General features: G+C 63.1%; 3 protein-coding genes. 2 read left to right on the top strand and 1 reads right to left on the bottom strand.

Annotation, left to right across the window (positions count from 1 at the left end; translation table 11 throughout):
* The first annotated feature begins 44 nt into the window (after nt 1-44).
* Complete coding sequence (locus ACH2EI_RS15000) at nt 45-1,037, top strand: 3-isopropylmalate dehydrogenase (RefSeq protein WP_395160627.1); 993 nt, start codon at nt 45-47, stop codon at nt 1,035-1,037.
* Between the two features lie 4 nt (nt 1,038-1,041).
* Entirely contained in the window at nt 1,042-1,959 is a 918-nt protein-coding gene (locus ACH2EI_RS14995) for a branched-chain amino acid transaminase (protein WP_395160625.1), read from the top strand.
* Nucleotides 1,960-2,089: 130 nt separating this feature from the next.
* On the opposite strand, the gene ACH2EI_RS14990 is transcribed toward ACH2EI_RS14995, so the two are convergent.
* Nucleotides 2,090-2,702 (bottom strand): LLM class flavin-dependent oxidoreductase (locus tag ACH2EI_RS14990; protein ID WP_395160623.1); only part of this gene is annotated, 613 nt, incomplete at its 5' end.

Genomic DNA, 2,702 nt, shown 5'->3' with positions numbered 1-2,702 from the left:
TCCAATCGGAACAGATGAGAGCGTGCGGGTAGTCTCGCCGCCTTATGACGCACAACATTGCCGTGATCGGTGGCGACGGGATTGGACCCGATGTCACCGCCGAAGCCATCAAGGTCATCCGCGCCGCAGGCGTGGACATCGCCACGACCGAGTTCGATCTGGGCGGCGATCGCTATCTGCGTGACGGCGAAATTCTGAGCGACGAGACGCTCGATGCGCTCCGGCCGTTCGACAGCATCCTGCTCGGCGCCGTCGGCCACCCCGACGTGAAGCCTGGTGTGATTGAGCGCGGTCTACTGCTCAAGATGCGCTTCGAACTCGATCTGTACATCAACCAGCGCCCGTTTCTTGGCACCGCTCCCGGCGGAACAGTCCAGCATGACTTCATTGTCATCCGCGAGAACACCGAGGGCCCATACGTCGGCGAAGGTGGAGCGCTGCGTGTCGGCACGCCCAACGAAGTGGCGACTCAGGGTTCGGTCAACACGCGCTTCGGTGTCGAACGGTGTATCCGCTACGCCTTCGAGTTGGCTGTCAACCGCGAGCGCAAGCACGTCACGCTGGTCCACAAGACCAACGTGCTGTCGTTCGCTGGCGATCTCTGGCAGCGGACCTTCGACGAGGTCGCTGCCGAGTACCCGCAGGTCGGCACCGCCTACAACCATGTTGATGCCGCCTGCATTTACTTCGTGCAGGACCCGCATCGCTACGACGTGATCGTCACCGACAACCTCTTCGGCGACATCCTTACGGACCTCGGTGGCGCGGTGTCTGGTGGCATCGGCCTCGCATCGTCGGCCAACCTCAACCCGGCTCGCACCGGACCGTCGATGTTTGAGCCTGTGCACGGTTCGGCCCCTGACATCGCTGGCCAGAACAAGGCCAACCCGACAGCAGCCATTCTGTCCGCTGCGCTCATGCTCGACTTCCTCGACGAGGGCGTCGCAGCTGACCGCATCCGTGCGGCCTGCGCCGAACCGGTTACCGGCAGCACCACAGACGTTGGTGCCGCGATCGCTGCTCGCGTGGGAAGCTGACCTCATGCCCATCACACCCACACCGAAGATCTGGATGAACGGCGAGCTCGTCGACTGGGATAAAGCCCAGGTGCACGTGCTCACCCACACCCTCCACTATGGCACCGGCGTGTTCGAAGGCATCCGCGCCTACGCAACCGCCGACGGCCCATCGATCTTCCGCCTCACCGAGCACATTAAGCGCCTGTTCGACTCGGCCAAGATCCTCGGCTTTGCTATCCCGTACACGGTCGATGAACTTGTCCAAGCCACCAAAGACACCGTTGCCTCGACCGGGCTTGACTCGTGCTATGTGCGCCCGCTGGCGTATCTCGGCTACGGCGAAATGGGCTTGAACACGCTGCCCTGCTCGACCGACGTCGCCATTGCCTGCTGGCCGTGGGGTGCGCTCCTTGGTGACGACGCAGTGACCAAGGGCGTGCGGATGAAGATCTCTTCGTGGACCCGTCACGATCACAACACCATGCCGCCCGCTGCAAAGACCGTTGGTAACTACGTCAACTCGTCGCTTGCGAAGGTCGAAGCGCTCAAAGCCGGCTACGACGAAGCAATCATGCTCGCGCCGAACGGTCTCGTTGCCGAATGCACCGGTGAGAACATCTTCGTTGCCCGTCACGGCAAGCTGCTGACCCCGCCGCTGTCGGCTGGTGCGCTCGAAGGAATCACCCAGAGCACGGTGGGCGCGCTGGCCAAAGACCTCGGGTTCGAAGTCAAAGTTGACAACATCGCCCGCAGCGACCTCTACATCGCCGACGAAGCTTTTGTCTGCGGCACCGCAGCCGAAGTGAGCTCGATCAACTCGATTGACGACCGCGACATCCCGTGCCCCGGCCCGATGACTCTGGCGATATCAGAGGCCTATCTCGCCACGGTGCGCCGCGAGAACCGGAAGTACTTGGATTGGTGCGAGCTCACCGTCTGACGACGGTATGGCGTCTGGCGACGCCGGCGACTGCGTCGCCTTGAGCTCTTTTCTCGGGCCTCACGGCCCGACTCGCTCTCGCTCGGACCGGGCGCACCTCTTGCTCGCGCTGACCGGCGCGCCCTTCGCATTATCTTGGCAATGCTGCTTTGATCTTGCTGACTACCCCAAGATCCTCACGGGCCGACTCGAGTGTTGGGCCGGGGAACAACGCGACGTCGGTGACCCCTGCTTCGCCCAAGGCCTCGATGTGGTCGAGCACAGCGTCGTGATCGCCGATTGCTCCCATCTCGGTCCACCACTCGCCAGGGAAGTCAGCAATGGCTCCGTCGCCCTTCGTTGTGAACCGCTCGACCATCTCGTCGAAATGTGGGTGTGCCCGGATGGATGGGTGTTGCGCGGTGAGCTGGATCGACATGTACGGCGTCATCAACTCATAGGCCTCGCGCGCTGTTGGAGCGAGGCACAGCGCGCTGAATACTGAGACCCGAAAGTTGTCGGGGGCGCCAGCGTGTCGAATTGATTCACGGACATATGTCGGGCCCACGCCGTCGGCGAGCACCACGCCATCGCACACACGGCCGGCCATCGCCAGCGACTTTGGCCCACGCACCCCGGCAATCACTGGTGGCACGATTGTTGGCGGCTGGTCGAGGGTGACGTCGCGCATCGTCACGTGCCGGCCCTCGAAGTTCACGGTTTCGCCTCGGAGGAGCTGCTGCACAGTCCTCAGCACCTCGTCG

The sequence above is a fragment of the Ilumatobacter sp. genome (assembly GCF_041688325.1).
Taxonomy (GTDB): Bacteria; Actinomycetota; Acidimicrobiia; order Acidimicrobiales; family Ilumatobacteraceae; genus Ilumatobacter_A.
Note: the sequence above shows the minus strand (reverse complement) of the source record. Positions and strands in the feature narration are given on the sequence as shown.

Bases quoted from the DNA above. Each gene is read 5' to 3' on its own strand.
- ACH2EI_RS15000 (WP_395160627.1), top strand. From the start codon at position 45: ATGACGCACAACATTGCCGTGATCGGTGGCGACGGGATTGGACCCGAT.
- ACH2EI_RS14995 (WP_395160625.1), top strand. From the start codon at position 1,042: ATGCCCATCACACCCACACCGAAGATCTGGATGAACGGCGAGCTCGTC.